This is a genomic window from Sphingobium sp. (assembly GCF_003248505.1).
Classification (GTDB): Bacteria; Pseudomonadota; Alphaproteobacteria; order Sphingomonadales; family Sphingomonadaceae; genus Sphingobium.
The window spans coordinates 92,062-108,765 of sequence record NZ_QFOA01000002.1 but is presented as its reverse complement, the minus strand read 5'-3'; the positions used below and the strand labels follow the sequence as shown (position 1 = coordinate 108,765).

Below are 16,704 nucleotides of genomic sequence, written 5' to 3'. Positions count from 1 at the left end.
CCGTATCAGAGGCTGAGCATCAGACCCGCCAGCGCTGCGCTCATCAGGTTGGCAAGGCTGCCTGCGACCAGAGCCTTCAGCCCCAGCCTTGCGATCATCGGACGCTGGTTGGGCGCAAGGTTGCCCGTCACCGCCATCTGGATCGCAATCGAACTGAAATTTGCAAAGCCGCACAGGGCGAAGGTAATGATAGCGATGGTCGCAGGCGACAGCCCGCCCTGCGCCTGGCCCAGCGCGATATAGGCGACGAATTCGTTCAGCACGACCTTCGTCCCGAACAACCCGCCCGCCACTTGCGCTTCGGCCCATGGGATATTGAGCAGGTACATGACCGGCGAAAAAACATAGCCGAGCAGCATCTGGAAGCTGAGGTTGGGTTGGCCGAACCATGCACCGATGCCCCCCAAGATGCCATTCGCCAGAGCCACCAGAGCCACGAACGCCAGCACCATCGCGCCTACCGCAACCGCCAGCTTGACGCCTGTCTGCGCGCCCTGCGCCGCGGCCATGATGAGGTTGGCGGGCTTTTCCTCATCGTGGGTGGCGACCGGCATCGGCTCGCCGGGTGTGGTTTCCGCGTTGAGCGCTGCGGGGCCTGCACCGCTGCGGCGTGCCTCGGGCAAATGGATATCGTCTTTCAATGGCAGTTCGGGCTCGCGCGCGGGCTCATCGGGCATCATGATCTTGGCCATCAGCAGCCCGCCCGGTGCCGCCATGAAACTCGCCGCGAGCAGATAGTCGATCTTGATCCCCATCGATGCATAGGCAGCCAGGATCGTACCAGCGACCCCTGCCATGCCGCTCGTCATCACCGCAAAGAGTTGCGGCGGCGTCAGAGCCGCCAGATAGGGGCGGATGACGAGCGGGCTTTCGCTCTGCCCCACGAAGATGTTGGCGGCGGCGCACAGGCTTTCGACCTTGGACACGCCCGTCACCTTTTCGATGGCTCCGCCCACCCAACGGACGATGAACTGCATGATGCCCAGATAATAGAGGATCGAAACGAGGCTGGCGAAGAAGATGATGACCGGCAGGGCGGCAATCGCAAAGCTTGCGCCGCCGATGTCGGGCCGGGCGAGCGGGCCGAAGATGAAATCCGTCCCCGCCTGCGCATAGCCGAGCAGGTTCGCCACGCCCTTCGACATGGTGCCGATAATCGTGCGCCCAGCCGGAACATAAAGCACCAGCAGCGCGATCCCCGCCTGCAACAGGAACGCCGCGCCCACGACGCGCGGACGGATGGCGCGACGGTTGGACGAAAGAGCGAAGGCGATAGCGAGAATGAGGAGAATGCCGGCCAGGCCGATAAGAAGATGCATGAAACGCTTTCGCGAGGAGAACAAACCGCGCGACTATATGGGCGGGCGCGCCGGTGCGCCAGTTTTTTGCGTCAGATGTCCGGGCCGAAGGTCAACGAGAACCAGCTACTCATCGCGTCGATCGCGAGCGGGGTCAGCCGCAACGCTCGGCGGCGGCGGCTGTTGGGCGATCCGCGATATTCGAAAACCAGTCCCCGCCGCTCCAGAACGCCTACCTGCCCGATGGTCGCGTTGAGAGACAGACGCCCCGTTTCGCTCAACTGCTCCAGCGTCAGCGCCTCGTCCTCCAGATCGGCCTGGAACAGCATCAGCAGGATATCCCAAGCCGGATCGGAAAAGAGCGACTGGCCGAACAGCATCGCACGCGCCCGTCGAGCCTGAATATATCGGCCCAGCGCCGCACGACGGTCGACCGCCTCTCCATCCAGGATTGGCGGCACGGCCTGGTCGGCGTGAAAGCTGGTGAGGCAGCGTTGCAGGGCGACGACCAGATCGACCGCCTGCTGGCTGTCGACCGCCCGCTCAGGCGGGTTGTGAACGGTCATGGAACGCCTTCCGATCCAATTCTATGCCGATGATGGTAAAGAGCAGCAGGGGAATGACCCACACGGTGCTCAATCCCGCATATATGCGGTCGGAAAAACTGCCGAGAAGCAATGTGACGACGTGGGTGAGCACGGTCAGGAACTGGCTCGCCGCTGCCCATATCGGCCAGTAATAGCGGCTGTTGAGCATCAGCCAGAACATGAAGGCGAACAACGCGCCGTCGACCATCATCAACCAGATCTGGGTGGCGTGCCATGATCCCGTCAGCTGGGCGGGAATGGTGAGGACCACGGATCCGAGGAAGACGGCCGTGAACCACCGCCCCTCACGTCCACCGAAAAGTACGGCGAACAGGCATCCGGCCAGCGTCAGGAGCCAGAAGCAGATAGATACCAGGTAGGTAAAGGAAGCCGCCGGCATCTACATCTCCAATTGAGAGGGGGGCCAAAAAGTTATGCAGATGCCGACGACTTCCCACCTGATCAAGCGACCAGGGTCAGGTGACGCGCCGTTTCCTGCTGTTCCAGTTCCAGGCCGATGGGACAGCCGACGGAGGTGACAGGAATGGCCCTGTGTTCGAGACAGCGGGTGAGAAGTGCGGTCGCGCGGATCATGTCGCCGCGTCCCTCGATGATCTTGGTGGCACTTTCGTGAATTTGCTTGAGAATACGCTGGCTTTCCGTTGCCGTGAGGCCCGATCCTTGCGAGGCGGTCAGAAAAGCAGCCGTCAGTTGAGCGGCCTGTGCGAGCGCGCTGTCCATTGCGGCAAAAGCTTCGCGGTTCTGGTCGGCAACGGCCTGTGTTTTTTCGCGGTCAAGGTTCAGCACAAGTCTTCTCCTTCGCACAGACGCCCTTCCAGGCGGTGCGTTCGTCAGCATGGCGATGGCGGCAGGATCAACCCAGAGCGCGAAAGGCTCCGGCAATCAGAAGCAGCAAGGTGACGACACCGACCCCGGTCAAAACCGCAGCGCGGACCATCGCCAATATGCGGCCGTCGATACTCAGTTCATTGATCGATCCCCCAAGCGGCGGGCCGAAAGCAAAGATGCGGCGCGGGAACGATGGGCGTTCCGTTTCCGCATCCGGGCTGTCCGGCTGATCCGTCGATGGGGCAGGTTCGGCATCGGAGGCAAGCGGCTCCGATTGATGTATCAAAGGCTGATATGTCTCGGGATGGGGCGCCAACTGCTGGTGCGAAACGAAAAGCCGCGCCGCTTCCTTGCGGGACGGGACGCCGAACTTGCGCAGGCTCGTGCGGACGCGCTGATCCACCGTGTGCTCCGACACGTGCAGCTGGCGCGCGATCTCCTTGGAGCTGAAGCCCTGCGCGACGAGGCGCAGGCACTGCTTTTCCCCTTCGCTCAGAGCCGGCAGAGTGTCGACCACTCCCACTATTCCTCCTGCATGGTCCAATCCGGTAACGCATGACCGGGCCGGGCGGTCCAGCCGCGTGCCCGGCGTAGCCGGGCAAGGTTGCGATTCGGTTCCTGTCGGCAGCAAGGTGCCACGACCCGGCGCGATTGTGAATGGATGGGCGGTGGGACGAATCATCCGTAGCGTTTCAGCCCCATGAAAAAGGGGCGGGGAATTGGCCCCCGCCCCGTTTCTCGCTTCAGGCCGCTGCCTTCGCGCGGCTCATCCGCTTGCGTTCGTTGGGGTCGAGGAACCGCTTGCGCAAGCGGATGGTCTTGGGCGTCACCTCGACCATTTCGTCGTCGTCGATATAGGCGATGGCCTGTTCCAGCGTCATCTTCTTGGGCGGGGTCAGGCGGATGCTGTCATCCTTGCCGCTGGCGCGGAAGTTCGTCAGCGCCTTGGACTTCATCGGATTGACTTCGAGGTCTTCGGGCTTGGCATTCTCGCCGATGATCATGCCTTCGTAGAGCGCTTCGCCCACGCCGACGAACAGGATACCGCGTTCTTCCAGCGGACCCAACGCATAGGCATTGGCTTCACCCGCGCCGTTCGAAATGAGAACGCCGTTCTTGCGCCCTTCGATCTTGCCCTTGTGCGGGCCATATTTTTCGAACAGCCGGTTCATGATGCCCGTGCCGCGCGTGTCGGACAGGAATTCGCCATGATAGCCGATCAGGCCGCGCGAGGGCGCGGAGAAGGTGATGCGGGTCTTGCCGCCGCCCGAGGGGCGCATGTCGGTCATTTCCGCTTTGCGGATGTTCATCTTGTCGACAACCGTGCCGGAAAATTCATCGTCCACGTCGATGACGACGGTTTCATACGGTTCCGTCTTGCCGCCATTTTCATCTTCGCCAAACAGCACGCGCGGGCGGGAAATGCCCAGTTCGAACCCTTCGCGGCGCATCGTTTCGATGAGCACGCCCAGCTGGAGCTCGCCACGGCCTGCGACTTCGAAACTGTCCTTGTCTTCCGATTCGGTGACCTTGATCGCGACGTTCGATTCCGCTTCGCGGGCCAGGCGGTCGCGGATCATGCGACTTGTCACCTTGCTGCCCTCACGACCGGCCATCGGCGAATCGTTGACGGCAAAGCGCATCGACAGCGTCGGCGGGTCGATCGGCTGCGCCTTGATAGGCTCGCTGACCTGCGGGTCGGCGATGGTGTTGGCGACGGTCGCGACGGTGAGGCCAGCCAGCGAGATGATGTCGCCCGCCTTGGCTTCGTCCACCGGCACGCGGTCCAGGCCGCGGAAGGACAGGATTTTCGACGCGCGCCCGGTTTCGATCACGTTACCGTCCACATCGAGCGCGTGGATCGGCTGGTTGACCTTGAGCGTGCCCGACTGGACGCGACCGGTCAGGATGCGACCCAGGAAATTGTCGCGGTCGAGCAGCGTCACGAGGAAGCTGAAGGGCGCATCTTCGTCCAGCGACGGCGGCGGCACATGATCGACGATCTTCTGGAACATCGGCTCCAGCGTGCCTTCGCGACGCTGCGGATCTTCGCTGGCATAGCCGTTGCGGCCCGAAGCATAGAGCACGGGGAAGTCGAGCTGCTCGTCGGTCGCGTCCAGCGTCACGAACAGGTCGAACACTTCGTCCAGCACTTCCTGGATGCGTTCGTCCGGACGGTCGACCTTGTTCACGACGACGATGGGCTTGAGGCCCAGCGCCAACGCCTTGCCGGTCACGAACTTCGTCTGCGGCATCGCACCTTCCGACGAGTCGACCAGCAGGATGACGCCGTCGACCATCGAGAGGATGCGCTCCACCTCGCCGCCGAAGTCCGCGTGGCCGGGCGTGTCGACGATATTGATGCGGGTGCCGTTCCATTCGACCGAGGTCGGCTTCGCCAGAATGGTGATGCCGCGCTCCTTTTCCAGGTCGTTGCTGTCCATCGCACGCTCTTCCACGCGCTGATTGTCGCGGAACGTGCCGGACTGCCGGAAAAGCTGATCGACGAGGGTTGTTTTGCCATGGTCGACGTGCGCGATGATGGCGATATTACGCTGGGACATGAACGGCCTTTGTGGAACGGGCTTCCCGACCGGCACAACGCCAGCCCGGAACTATCGGGCGCGCCCCTACAGGAAATGACGCGGTGCGGCAAGGGCTGCGGGTCCGATGGACCAGTCTGGGGATGGTACAGGATATCATGGAATCCCTTGCACACTCGTATAACTGTCTTATGGAGGCAACGCAGGTTGCCCATCAGAAACAAGGATTGCCCATGCGGTTTGCCGCCACGATCAGCTTCGCTTCCCTCCTCGCCCTCGCCGCCCCCGCGCTCGCGCAGAAGGACACGCCGGATGCCGCCAAGCAACATGCTGAAAAGGTCGCCGACGATGTTGCCGCCAACTGGGCCAGCGCGCCGGTGGAAGAAGCCAATGTGAGCAGCAAGGGCACGGCTCGCGTCGACGGAAAGTCCATTCCCTACACCCAGACCGCCGGCACCCTCACCATTCGCGACGAAAAGGGAAAGCCGGTCGCGAGCATGTTTTACACTGCCTACACGGCGGCGGGCAGGAACCGGCCCGTGACCTTCTTCTATAATGGCGGGCCCGGCTCCTCCTCTCTGTGGCTGCGCATGGGCAGCTTCGCGCCGATGCATGTGCGCACCGGCGACCCGCAGGCGGTCAAGCCTGCGCCCTTCGACGTGGGGCCGAACAACGACAGCCTGATCGGCAGCACAGACATGGTCTTCCTGGACGCGATCGGGGCAGGCTATTCGCGCCCTCTGGGCGATGCCAAGCCTTCGGATTTCTACGGCGTCGATCAGGATGTCGATGCCTTTGCCAAGGCGATCATCCGCTACGTGACGAAGAATGGGCGCTGGGGCGATCCCAAATATATCTTCGGCGAAAGCTATGGCACGACCCGCTCGGGTGCGCTTGCCTACCAGTTGGAGGATCGCGGGCTGGCGCTGAACGGAGTCGTCCTTCTGTCCTCGATCATGAACTACGGTGTGCGCCAGTCCGGCTTCGACACGATCTATATCGGTTATCTGCCGAGCTACGCCGCGACCGCCTGGTATCATAACCGCGTGCCCGGCGGTCGCCCCGCCAGCCTGGAAGCGTTCGTCGAAGAAGCGCGCGTCTTCGCCAACGGCCCCTATGCGACGGCCCTGCTCAAGGGGCAGGACATCACGCCGCAGGAAACCGACCAGATCGCCCAGCAGTTGAGCCGCTTCACAGGCCTCTCGGTCGATTATCTCAAACGCGCCAACCTGCGCGTCAACCTGTCGCGCTTCCGCAAGGAATTGCTGCGCGACGGGCATTCGACCGTCGGTCGCTTCGACAGCCGCTACACCGGGATCGATGCGGACGCGGCAGGCGAGGAGCCGGAATATGATCCGTCGAGCACCGGCATCACCGGCCTCTATGTCGGCAGCTTCCTCGATCAGGTGACGCGGCAGATCGGCTACAAGACCGACCTGTCCTATCGCCTGAGCGCGCGGGAAGGCGGCGACTTCAAGTGGGACTGGAGCCATGAGGCGCCCGAGGGCGGCAAGCAGAATGTGGCCGACGTCACCGCCGATCTTTCGTCAGCCATGCGCACCAATCCGCATCTGCGCGTCCTGTCGCTCAACGGCTATTACGACATGGCGACGCCCTTCTTCTCGACCGAGCGAGACCTCAAGCATATGATGCTTGAACCGCAGCTGCGCCAGAACCTCCAGTTCCATTACTATCCTGCGGGCCACATGGTCTATCTGAACCCCGAAGCCCTGCACCAGATGCGGCTCGACATGGAACGCTACTATGCGGAGGGCGCGCGCTGATTGCATCGGGCGCGGAGCCGGGCCATATTCGCCATTGAAGACGACTGTTATAGTCACATATAACAGTCAGTGCGATTTCGCCGTTGGGAGATGACATGGCCAGCACCGCGCCCACCACGACTGCCGATACGCTAAACCTGACGCCGCCGGACCCGGTACCGACGGTCGCGCCGGAAAAGGCGGCGGGGCTCGTCCCGATCGAGGAAGGCACCCGCAGCAAGCTGGATGAAAAGGTCGACGCGTTCATTGACGATCTGGTGGCGCAGGACGCCAACTCCCCCGAATTCGGGAAGCGCGTCGACCAGCTGACCAATATGGGCCGCAAGGAAATCGCCGAGGCAGCAGGACATTCGAACCGCTTCCTCGACCGCCCCGTCCGCGCCATGGACAGCGACAGCAAGGTCGGCGCGGACCTTGCCGAGCTGCGCCGGACGGTGGAGGATCTCGATCCCGGCAAGCGCGGCAGACTGCTCGCGCCCAAAAAGCTGTTCGGCATCATTCCGTTCGGCAACAAGATGCGCGACTATTTCGACGGTTACAAAAGCGCACAAGGCCACATCAATTCCATCCTGGGCAGCCTGGCGAGCGGGAAGGACACGCTGATCAAGGACAACGCCGCCATCGATGTCGAGCGGCAGAATATGTGGGCCACCATGGGCCGCCTCGAACAGATGATCCATATCAGCAAGACGATGGACGCCAGGCTGGAGGCCAAGGCTCTGGAGCTGGACGCGACCGATCCCGCCAAGGCGAAGGCGCTGCGCGAAACCGCGCTCTTTTACATTCGCCAGCGCACGCAGGACCTGCTGACGCAGATGGCGGTGACGGTGCAGGGCTATCTCGCACTCGACCTCGTCAAGAAGAACAATGTCGAACTGGTGAAGGGCGTGGACCGCGCCAGCACCACGACCGTCGCGGCGCTGCGCACGGCGGTGACGGTGGCGCAGGCGCTGGTCGGGCAGAAGCTTGTGCTCGAACAGATCACGGCGCTCAACGCCACCACCGCCAACATGATCGACCGCACCGGCGAGCTGCTGAAAAGCCAGACGGCGCAAATCCACGAGCAGGCCGCGTCCAGCACCATTCCCATCGAAACGCTCCAGCGCGCGTTCCAGAACATCTACGACACGATGGACAATATCGACAGCTTCAAGCTGAAGGCGCTCGAAAACATGAAGACGACCGTCAACACGCTGTCGAACGAGGTGGAAAAATCGAAGGGCTACATCGCTCGCGCCGAAGGCCAGGCGCAGGCCGCGCAGGAAGCGCGCATCGACAATCCGCTGCTGAGCGCGATCGAGGGATAGGCGCGTGAGCCGATCCGACCGGGTGCTGGCCGATGCCGAAGCCGTGCTGCGTCGCCACAGCGACCGTGGCCGCAGCCTTTCGGCGCGCGCGCGCGAGCGGCGCAATGCGGGGCTGATCCGCAAGGTTAAATATGCTTTCTGGGCGGTGCTGGCCGTCCTGCTGGCCAGCGCGGTCGCCGGGTTTATCGTGCCGCTGGGCGTAACCGGGGTGATGGTGGCGCTGGGCGTCATCGTCGCCGCTCTCATTCTCATCGCACTTATTCCTACGGAAAGCCGGGTGCGGACCGAAACACTGGCGCAGACCGATCTGGCCGCCCTGCCGCTCAAGACCGAAATCTGGCTGGAAAACCAGCGCAAGGCCCTGCCCGCCCCCGCGATCACGCTGGTCGACAGCATTGGCGTTCGGCTCGAAACGCTGGCGCCGCAGCTGGAGCGCCTGGGCGAAGGCGATCCTGCCGCGCAGGAGATTCGCAAGCTGCTGGCCGATCACCTTCCCGAGTTGGTCACGGGCTATCGATCCATTCCCGAACCCCTGCGCCGCGAGGAGCGGAACGGACGGGTGCCCGAAAAGCAGCTGGTCGACGGCCTGTCCGTTATCGACGCGGAAATCGCGCGTATGAGCGAGACGCTGGCGAGCGGCGACCTCGACAAGCTGGCGGTGCAGAACCGCTTCCTCGAAATCAAATATCAGGAAGCGAAGGAACTGGGGCAGTAAGCCCGGCGCTTGCCCCGTTCATGATCCACCTGACACTCATCATCGTCGATTTCCTGACCGGCCTGCTGGCTGCCGGCGCATGGGCGCTGGCGTCCGCGGGCGGCGCCATCGCGGCGCTGCTGGGGGGCGGCTTTGCGGGGGTGACTTTATGGCGGCGGTGGCGGCGCAAATAGCGTCAGATCTCGAGCTGCGACCCCAGTTCCACCACCCGGTTTACCGGCAGTTTGAAGAATTCCATCGGGCTTTCCGCGTTGCGGATCATCCACGCGAACAGCTTTTCCCGCCAGATCGCCATGCCCGGTCGCGATGACGCGATCAGCGTCTGCCGACTGAGGAAATAGCTGCTGTCCTTGATAGTGATCGGTCCGCCGCAATCGTGGACGCTCTTGAGTTCGGCGGGGATATCGATCTCCTCCATGAAGCCGTGGTTCAGGATGATACGATAAAAACCTGCGCCATGATCCTCCACCCGCGACCGCTGCGTCGAATGAAGGTGCGGCACACCATGGGTTTTTACCGTCAGGATGATGTTGCGTTCATGCAGGATGCGGTTGTGCTTCACATTGTGCAGCATAGCGGGCGGCACGCCCTCGGTGGTCGACGACAGGAAGATCGCCGTCCCCGGCACCCGTTTCAGGCTGTCCATGGTGGACCGGATGAAGAGGTCCAACTCCATCGCCCCGTCGCGCAGCCGCTCGCGCATGATCCGCCGCCCGGTCGCCCAGGTCGTGAGCCCGACGAAGGCGATGCCCGCGACCAGCAGCGGGAACCAGCCGCCATCGGGAATTTTGGTCGCATTGGAAGCGAAATAGGCGCCGTCCACGATCAGGAATACCGCCGTGACCCCGCCCGCTGCAACCGGGGGCCATTTCCAGACCTTATAGGTCAGAATGCCCAGCATACAGGCGGTGATAAGCATCGTGCCGGTCACCGCAATGCCATAGGCCGCCGCAAGATTGGTCGAATTGCCAAAGCCCAGCACCAGCAGGATGACGAAGGCAAGGAGCGCATAGTTGACGAGCGGCACATAAATCTGTCCCGCCGCCGATGCGCTGGTGTGCTGGATGCGCAGGCGCGGCAGGAAGCCCAGTTGAACCGCCTGCTGCGTGACGGAGAATGCGCCGGATATCACGGCCTGGCTCGCGATGATGGTGGCGAGTGTCGCCAGGATCACCAACGGCAGCCGCGCCCAGTCGGGGGCCATCAGGAAGAACGGATTTTGCGCTGCATCGGGTTGGTCGAGCAGCAACGCCCCCTGCCCCAGATAGTTGAGCAGCAGGCATGGCAATGCGGCATAGAGCCAGGCGATACTGATCGCCTTACGCCCGAAATGCCCCATATCGGCATAAAGCGCCTCCGCACCCGTCACCGCCAGCACCACAGAGCCTAGCGCCAGGAAAGCGAGCTTGGGATCGAGCGCGAAGAAACGGACGGCCCAGAGAGGATTGACGATGGCGAAGATATCGGGGTGGCGCAAAATATTGGCGATGCCGAGCGTTGCGAGGACAACGAAGTAGACAGCCATCACCGGCCCGAACATCGCGCCCACCCGGGCCGTGCCATGGCGCTGGATCAGGAACAGACCGACCAGGATGACGATCGCGATCGGCAGCACCAGCTGCGTCATACCCGCTTCCACCACGGTCAACCCTTCGACCGCTGACAGCACGGAAATCGCGGGCGTGATGATGGCGTCACCGTAAAAGAGCGCAGTCGCCAGAACGCCCAGCGTCGCGATCAGCGGGGTCCATCGCGATTCGCCCAGCGTCCGGCGCACCAGCGCGAGCAACGCCATGCTGCCGCCCTCGCCATGATTGTCGGCGCGCATGACGATAAACACATATTTGATCGTCACGATCAGCGTCATCGTCCAGAAGATCAGCGAGAGCACGCCGTAGATATGCAGCCTGTCGACCGTCAGCGGATGATGGCCGACGAAACTTTCCTTCAGCGCATAGAGCGGCGACGTCCCGATATCGCCGAACACGACACCCAGCGCGCCAAGTGCCAGTGCACCGGTGCGTTGTTCCGGCCCGGCATGGGAATGCGCCGGGTTTTCTCCTGATTCGTCCATCACCGCCCTGACCCTCGCCGACCTTCGAGGATGGGGAATGCCACGGGATGGGGTTTAGTTTCCATATGAAGAATGAGGCATCCGCATAGTGTTTGCATAGGATGGCGCGGGCCTTGCGCACAATCCTATGAAAATACAACGGACGCGGTCGGTTCCCGCTCTCGAATTGCTATGGCGCGACGGAATATATGGCGGGCGTTTTCCGGGCATGGAAGGGCGCAGCTATGGAACAATGGCAAGCTGGCGCGGCGGCGCAGATCGGGTTGAGGATCGTCGGCCTTGGCCTGTTGGCGGGACTGGTGCCCGAAAGCCGCTGGCTCCACGCGGCGGTCGCGCGGTCTGCCGCGATTACTCCGGTGCAGGCACTGCTGGCGATGCTGTGCTTCCTCACGGCGAGCGCCGGGGCGGCGTTGCTGACGATGGGACCGGAACTTTGGAGGCCGGTAGCGGTCGCACCACGCTGGTGGTCGATCGACGATCGGGCGGGATAGCCCCGGACAACCCGCGAGGCGCGTGCAGTTCGCCGTCGGGCTGTCCGGGATCGCAACATCGTCAATCTTGGAGAGGACGTGACAACGCTGTCCCGTTCCGACTACATCGTCCGCTTCCCCGGCGCAAGCCTCATTCGAAAGGGTCGGATCGGAAAAATGCGCCCCGTTGTCTCACGGTCAGCGCTTGACCGTCAGGCGGTAGATCATTTCGTGATGATAGGGCTTGCCCGGATCGACGCGCGCCGACACGAACGCCGGTTTATTGGGTGCGTCGGGGAATTTTTGCGGCTCCAGTGCGATGCCGTCGCCCATGCGATAGACATGGGCATTCTTGCCGACGAACGTGCCGTCGAGGAAGTTGCCGGTATAAAATTGCACCCCCGGCTCGGTCGTCAGCACTTCCAGCACACGGCCCGACGCCGGATCCTCCAGCCGCGCAGCCAGCCCCGGCGTCTTGGTCAGTCCCTTGTCCAGCGCGAAATTATGGTCGTAGCCGCGGCCCGCCACGATCTGCGGATCGTGCCCGTTGCGAATGCCGTCGGCCACCCGCCGCCCCTGCCTGAAATCGAACACCCCGCCATCGACCGACTTCAATTCGCCTGTGGGAATGAGGTTGGCATCGACCGGCGTGTAGGCTCTGGCCGGAATGGTGAGCCTATGGCCCAGCGCGCCGTCCGGAGACCCTTCGCCCGCGAGGTTGAAGATCGCATGGTTGGTCATGTTGACGATGGTGGGCTTGTCGGTCTTCGCGTCGAAGACGATGCCCAGATTGCCCGCTTCGTCGAGCGTGTAGGTCACGGTTACGTCCAGCTTGCCGGGATAGCCTGCATCGCCGTCGGGACTGGTATAGCCCATCACGACGCTCGCCTTCGGTCCGCTCCTGATCGACAGGATCTTGAAGACCTGCTTGTCGAACCCCTTGCCGCCGCCGTGAAGCGAATTGACCTTGTCGTTGATCGGCAACCGGTAGGACTTCCCGTCGAGCGTGAACTGGCCGCCCGCGATGCGGTTGGCGTAGCGGCCTACGGTCACGCCGAAATAATTGGGCAGCTCGACATAGCCCTTGAGGTCATCGTAACCGAGCAGGACATCGGCCTGCCTGCCCTCCCGGTCCGGCGCGTAAAGCGACTGGAGCGTCGCGCCATAGGTCAGGATCTTCGCCGACACATCATGACCGTTGGAAAGAGTGACGGTCTCGACCGCCGCGCCGTTCGCGGTTCCGGCAGGAGCGCGGCTCGCTTCGGCAGCGTGCGCAACGCTCGCGGCCCCCAGCGCCAGTCCCATCGCCAACCCGCAGGACAACACCGCTTTTCGACCGAAGACCTTTGCCACGCACTTCCTCCCGATGATATCGACGCCCATTGACGAGCGGTTGGACGATATATACTCGGACATATTCACGGGAAGCAAGCCTCGACATCATCGGGTCGCAGGGCCGCCCCGCAGGGAGAAGGATCGATGGCAGGACCGATTTCGTCAGGCGCAGGCGCAACCGCGACCCATACGCCCGGCACGCGCTACGGCCCCGCGCTCGCGTTGCTCGCCAGCCTCTTCTTCATGTGGGGCTTCATCACCGTCATCAACAACACGCTGCTGCCCCACCTGCGCAGCGTCTTCGACCTCAGCTATACCCAGACGACACTGATCGAATCGGTGTGGTTCATCGCCTATTTCTTCGCCTCCATCCCCTCGGCCAAGCTGATCGAGCGGGTCGGCTACCAGAAATCGATGGTGATCGGCCTCCTCGTCATGGCGGCAGGCGCGCTCGGCATGACGCTGGCGGCGTCGATCCCCTCCTATGGCGTCACGCTCGTCATGCTGTTCGTCATCGCGAGCGGCATCACCCTGCTTCAGGTCGCGGCGAACCCCTATGTCGCGGTCGTCGGCAAACCCGAAACCGCCTCCTCGCGGCTCAACCTGGTTCAGGCGATGAATTCGATGGGCACCTGGCTCGCACCGTCCTTCGGCGCCTATCTCATCCTCGGCCGGTCCAAAAGCGGCACGGCGCAGGCAGGCACGGTCCTGACGCAGGCCGAACGCCTGGCCGACGCGCAATCGGTCGTTCTGCCCTATGCGCTGGTGGCGGGCGTCCTGATCGTGCTTGCCATCGTCATCGCCCGCTTCCCGCTGCCTGCCATGGGTACGGCGACGCAGCGCCATGACCGGGAAGAGCGCAAGAAATATTCGCTGTGGAATCACCGCAACCTCGTCTTCGGCATCCCTGCGATCTTCATCTATCTGATCGCGGAAATCGGCGTCGCCAACCTCTTCATCAATTTTGTCAGCCAGCCGCAAATCGCCAACCTGACGCACGAGCAGGCGGGGAATTATCTGACGTTCCTGTGGGGCGGGATGATGGTCGGCCGCTTCGCCGGATCCGCGATCATGCAGAAATTCGACGCAGGCCATGTCCTTGCCGTCTTCTCGGTAGGCGCGTTCCTCGTCATGCTGGTGACGGTGTTCACGACCGGGCCGGCGGCGATGTGGTCGCTGATCCTCGTCGGGCTGTTCCACTCGATCATGTTCCCCACCATCTTCACCCTCGGCATCAAGGGGCTGGGGCCGTTGACCGAGGAAGGGTCCGGCCTGCTCATCATGGCGATCGCGGGCGGCGCGCTGGTGGTGGTGCAGGGCTGGCTGGCGGACCGGTACGGCCTCCAGACCAGCTTCCTGCTGACCGCTGCGTGCGAACTCTATGTGCTTTTCTATGCGCTCTGGGGATCGAAGGTGACCAACGCGTTGCCGGACCAGCAGGCCGAGGAGTAACCACCGGGGCCTTGCCCTAGCACGCAACGGAACGCATCCCGGCATCGCGCTGGTCGTGTCCTCCTGTGCCATGCCGTTCCCTCCGCCGTGGACACAAGCATTGCCATGGGCACTGCCGTGCAATATGTCGGAGTAAATATCGTTTGAAAGTCGGAAGGGAATGAGCATGTCGTTGCGCCTGTTGCAACATCGGTCGGGCGAAGGCGTGCGATCCGTCATCGCGGCACAGGGCGATGCCGCCCACATCGTCCCCGGCTTCGCCACCGTGCGCGCGCTGGCGCTTCGGGCGATCCGGGAAGGCATGTCGATCGCGAAACTGGTCGAGAGCGCGGGCCGGGGCGATGCCGTCGATATCGAAGCGGAATATGCCGCCGGTCGCCTTCTCGCTCCCATCGACCATGAAGACGGCGCCCACCTCCTCATGACCGGCACCGGCCTCACTCACCTCGGTTCGGCCGAGGGGCGGGACAAGATGCACCGCGAAGCCGCTGCCGCCGAAAAGCAGACCGATTCGATGCGGATGTTCCTCGAAGGGCTGGAGGGCGGAAAGCCCGCGCCCGGCAACGTAGGGCAGCAGCCGGAATGGTTTTACAAGGGCGACGGATCGCAACTGGTCGGCCCCGGCGCGCCGCTTGCCATGCCTTCTTTCGCGAAGGACGGAGGGGAAGAGCCGGAGCTGGCGGGCGTCTACGTCATTGCCGACGACGGCACACCCTACCGCATCGGCCTGGCACTCGCGAACGAGTTCAGCGACCATGTGACCGAACGGCACAATTATCTCTGGCTCGCGCACAGCAAGCTACGGCAGGCGGCGCTCGGGCCGGAACTGCTCGTCGGGCCGCTGCCCACCCATGTCGAAGGGGTCAGCCGGATCGTGCGCGACGGGGCTGCGATCTGGGAAAAGCCGTTCCTGTCGGGTGAAGCGAACATGTCGCACAGCTTCGCCAACCTCGAACATCATCATTTCAAATATGATCTCTTCCGCCGCCCGGGGGACGTGCATGTCCATTTCTTCGGCACGGCCACCCTCTCCTTCTCGGACGGTGTCGAGACGCGGGAAGGCGACCTTTTCGAGATCGAGGCCGCCCCCTTCACCCTGCCCGCCCGGAACCCGCTGATCCGTGCGCAACCTGTCCACGTCGCTGTTCGCGATCTGTAACGGCGAAAGGTGAAAGCAAGGGCAGGGAAGGAATACGACGACCCTTACCCTGCCCAGCCAGGCCCGCAACGCCCCGCCTCCAGCAATGGTGTAAAGGCACGTAGTAACGTCGAGTTCTGCGGCGGATGCATCGCCGTCCGCCCCGCCATCGTCTGCGCCGGTGCCATCCCTGCGGTCGGCGAAACAGGCGTTACCGCGTCACGAAGGCGCGATTTCCCCTTGCCCCGACGCGTTCCCCATGCACAGAGCTTGCCAACCGCTCCCAAGGACGCCATTTTTCACGCGCGCAACCAAGGGCGACCGCCTGCAAGGACGAGATGATGGACGATGTGATGACCCCTGACCGCACCGCAGGTCCCCGCCCCCAGGTCCCGCATGAGGTGGGCGACGGGCTTTCGGTCATCTCGATCGCCAAAAGCTACGACAAGCGCGTGGTGCTGTCCGACGTGTCGCTGACCGTGGGCAAGGGCGAGGTCGTCGGCCTGCTCGGCCCCAACGGCGCGGGCAAGACGACATGCTTCTATTCGGTCATGGGCCTCGTGCGTCCGGACCACGGTCGCATCGTGCTCGACGGGCAGGACATCACCAACCTGCCCATGTATCGCCGCGCGATCCTGGGCCTTGGCTATCTGCCGCAGGAAACGTCGATCTTTCGCGGCATGACGGTCGAGCAGAATATCGGCGCGGTGCTCGAACTGGCCGAACCCGACAAGACGGCGCGGGCTGCGCGGCTGGAGCAGTTGCTGGAAGAATTCGGCCTCATCCGCCTGCGCGATTCCGCGGCGATGGCGCTATCTGGAGGCGAACGCCGTCGCTGCGAAATCGCCCGCGCGCTGGCCGCCAACCCGTCGATCGTGCTGCTCGACGAACCCTTCGCAGGCATCGATCCGCTCTCCATCGCCGACATCCGCGATCTGGTGAAGCAATTGAAGACGCGCGGCATCGGCGTTCTCATCACCGACCATAATGTGCGCGAGACGCTGGAGATCGTGGATCGTGCCTGCATCATCTATGGCGGGCAGGTATTGTTCGCCGGCAGCCCCACCGAACTCGTCGCCAACGCGGAGGTGCGCCGCCTCTACCTGGGCGAGAATTTCCAGCTCTAGGATGGCTTTCATCCCCGCCTTCGCC

16 protein-coding genes are annotated in these 16,704 nt (G+C 63.2%); 8 read left to right on the top strand and 8 right to left on the bottom strand.

The window, feature by feature from the left end:
* Positions 1 to 5: 5 nt before the first annotated feature.
* The 6 genes from DI606_RS01605 to typA form a co-directional block, all read right to left on the bottom strand.
* The gene (locus DI606_RS01605) at positions 6 to 1,319 is read right to left on the bottom strand and encodes a NupC/NupG family nucleoside CNT transporter (protein WP_293979251.1); all 1,314 of its coding nucleotides are present in this window, start codon (positions 1,317 to 1,319) and stop codon (positions 6 to 8) included.
* Between the two features lie 71 nt (positions 1,320 to 1,390).
* On the bottom strand, positions 1,391 to 1,864 hold the full coding sequence (locus tag DI606_RS01600) for an ArsR family transcriptional regulator (RefSeq protein ID WP_293979250.1): 474 nt from the start codon (positions 1,862 to 1,864) through the stop codon (positions 1,391 to 1,393).
* Positions 1,842 to 2,285, bottom strand: a complete 444-nt coding sequence (locus tag DI606_RS01595; RefSeq protein ID WP_293979248.1) for a hypothetical protein — start codon at positions 2,283 to 2,285, stop codon at positions 1,842 to 1,844. Before DI606_RS01595 ends, DI606_RS01600 begins: the two co-directional genes overlap by 23 nt.
* 62 nt (positions 2,286 to 2,347) lie before the next feature.
* Positions 2,348 to 2,692, bottom strand: coding sequence for a hypothetical protein (locus DI606_RS01590; RefSeq protein ID WP_293979247.1), 345 nt, complete (start codon positions 2,690 to 2,692; stop codon positions 2,348 to 2,350).
* Between the two features lie 67 nt (positions 2,693 to 2,759).
* Positions 2,760 to 3,251: a helix-turn-helix transcriptional regulator gene (locus tag DI606_RS01585; protein ID WP_293979246.1), complete on the bottom strand. Its 492-nt coding sequence runs from the start codon at positions 3,249 to 3,251 to the stop codon at positions 2,760 to 2,762.
* Between the two features lie 226 nt (positions 3,252 to 3,477).
* A complete protein-coding gene (gene typA / locus DI606_RS01580) occupies positions 3,478 to 5,298 on the bottom strand; it encodes a translational GTPase TypA (RefSeq protein WP_293979245.1) in 1,821 nt (606 codons plus the stop codon).
* A 212-nt stretch (positions 5,299 to 5,510) separates the two neighbouring features.
* On the opposite strand from typA, the gene DI606_RS01575 reads away from it, so the two are divergent.
* The 4 genes from DI606_RS01575 to DI606_RS01560 all read left to right on the top strand — a co-directional run bounded on the left by DI606_RS01575 (position 5,511) and on the right by DI606_RS01560 (position 9,256).
* The gene (locus DI606_RS01575; protein WP_293979243.1) at positions 5,511 to 7,061 is read left to right on the top strand and encodes a peptidase S10; all 1,551 of its coding nucleotides are present in this window, start codon (positions 5,511 to 5,513) and stop codon (positions 7,059 to 7,061) included.
* Between the two features lie 95 nt (positions 7,062 to 7,156).
* The gene (locus DI606_RS01570; protein WP_293979242.1) at positions 7,157 to 8,368 is read left to right on the top strand and encodes a toxic anion resistance protein; all 1,212 of its coding nucleotides are present in this window, start codon (positions 7,157 to 7,159) and stop codon (positions 8,366 to 8,368) included.
* Between the two features lie 4 nt (positions 8,369 to 8,372).
* Positions 8,373 to 9,083 carry a hypothetical protein gene (locus DI606_RS01565; protein ID WP_293979241.1) on the top strand — a complete coding sequence of 237 codons (711 nt, stop codon included), beginning with the start codon at positions 8,373 to 8,375 and terminating at the stop codon, positions 9,081 to 9,083.
* Positions 9,084 to 9,103: 20 nt separating this feature from the next.
* On the top strand, positions 9,104 to 9,256 hold the full coding sequence (locus DI606_RS01560; protein ID WP_293979240.1) for a hypothetical protein: 153 nt from the start codon (positions 9,104 to 9,106) through the stop codon (positions 9,254 to 9,256).
* Positions 9,257 to 9,258: 2 nt separating this feature from the next.
* Here the strand turns inward: DI606_RS01560 and DI606_RS01555 are convergent, their stop codons facing one another.
* Entirely contained in the window at positions 9,259 to 11,157 is a 1,899-nt protein-coding gene (locus tag DI606_RS01555) for a potassium transporter Kup (RefSeq protein ID WP_293979239.1), read from the bottom strand.
* Positions 11,158 to 11,381: 224 nt separating this feature from the next.
* Here DI606_RS01555 and DI606_RS01550 point away from each other — a divergent pair, with 224 nt between their 5' ends.
* On the top strand, positions 11,382 to 11,648 hold the full coding sequence (locus DI606_RS01550; RefSeq protein ID WP_293979237.1) for a hypothetical protein: 267 nt from the start codon (positions 11,382 to 11,384) through the stop codon (positions 11,646 to 11,648).
* Positions 11,649 to 11,825: 177 nt separating this feature from the next.
* On the opposite strand, the gene DI606_RS01545 is transcribed toward DI606_RS01550, so the two are convergent.
* Positions 11,826 to 12,932, bottom strand: coding sequence for an aldose epimerase family protein (locus DI606_RS01545; RefSeq protein ID WP_293979346.1), 1,107 nt, complete (start codon positions 12,930 to 12,932; stop codon positions 11,826 to 11,828).
* 174 nt (positions 12,933 to 13,106) lie between these two features.
* On the opposite strand from DI606_RS01545, the gene DI606_RS01540 reads away from it, so the two are divergent.
* The 3 genes from DI606_RS01540 (at position 13,107) to lptB (ending at position 16,679) form a co-directional block, all read left to right on the top strand.
* Positions 13,107 to 14,414, top strand: coding sequence for a sugar MFS transporter (locus DI606_RS01540; protein ID WP_293979236.1), 1,308 nt, complete (start codon positions 13,107 to 13,109; stop codon positions 14,412 to 14,414).
* Between the two features lie 166 nt (positions 14,415 to 14,580).
* On the top strand, positions 14,581 to 15,573 hold the full coding sequence (gene araD1 / locus DI606_RS01535; protein ID WP_293979235.1) for an AraD1 family protein: 993 nt from the start codon (positions 14,581 to 14,583) through the stop codon (positions 15,571 to 15,573).
* A 332-nt stretch (positions 15,574 to 15,905) separates the two neighbouring features.
* Positions 15,906 to 16,679 carry an LPS export ABC transporter ATP-binding protein gene (gene lptB / locus DI606_RS01530; protein WP_293979344.1) on the top strand — a complete coding sequence of 258 codons (774 nt, stop codon included), beginning with the start codon at positions 15,906 to 15,908 and terminating at the stop codon, positions 16,677 to 16,679.
* Positions 16,680 to 16,704: the final 25 nt, after the last annotated feature.